The organism is Methylopila musalis (assembly GCF_042679725.1).
Taxonomy (GTDB): domain Bacteria; phylum Pseudomonadota; class Alphaproteobacteria; order Rhizobiales; family Methylopilaceae; genus Methylopila; species Methylopila musalis.
This window is the reverse complement of record NZ_JBHTMX010000405.1, coordinates 1-775: the sequence shown is the minus strand read 5'-3', so window position 1 is coordinate 775 and position 775 is coordinate 1. Positions and strand designations below refer to the sequence as shown.

At 76.3% G+C, this 775-nt stretch carries 1 pseudogene; it reads right to left on the bottom strand.

What is annotated here, in order from left to right:
• Nucleotides 1–775, bottom strand: a pseudogene (locus ACFQ4O_RS17975) (hypothetical protein); the annotation flags it as partial.

The window sequence follows — 775 nt, the reverse complement described above, 5'->3', positions numbered from 1 at the left end:
GCAGCGCCGGGCCGGACAGGCCCTGCTCCCGCGCGCGCCGCACATCCTCGAACGTCACGTCGGCGCCGATGTCGATGACGGCCGCGCCGCCCGCATCGGCGTCCCCGACAAGGCGCGCCACATAGGCTGCGCGGGCGTCGTCGTCGTCTGGCGCGTCGGGCGACGCATGGACGGCCGGCGCCTCCGCCTCCACGTCCCGGCCGAGATGGCGGGCGGCGGCGAGCCCCGCCGCGACGCCGTCCGCGACGGCCGAGGCGAGATCGGGGCTGCGGCTGGCGTGGAACAGGCCTTGAGTCTCGTCGGCCCCTAAGGCGTCGCCAAGCTCCCGCCGGGGCGCGAGCCCGCCGGACACCACCAGCGCGTCCGCGAACAGGGTGCGGTGGCCGGCCGCTACGCCCTCGCCGCCGACGTTGCAGGCCTTGACGCCCACGATGCGGTCGGACCCGTCGGCGGTGACGACGCCGCTCGCCACACTTGAGAGGCTGAGCGGAAGCCCGTGCGCCTTGGCGCGATCGACCACGGCGTTGTCCGGCGCCGCGCGGGCGTCGAGGATCATCTCCACCGTGACGCCGGCCTCGGCGAAATCGATCGCCGTACGGTAGCCTTCGTCGTTGGTGGTCGCGACCACCACCCGGTCGCCCGGCGCGATGGCGTGACGGCGCAGCAGGCCGCGCGCGGCGCCGTCGAGCAGGGCGCCCGGCCGATCGGCGCCCGTGATGGGGAGAGGCCGCTCCCGGAAGCCGCAGGCGAGCACGACCGCGCCGGCGCGGATCAC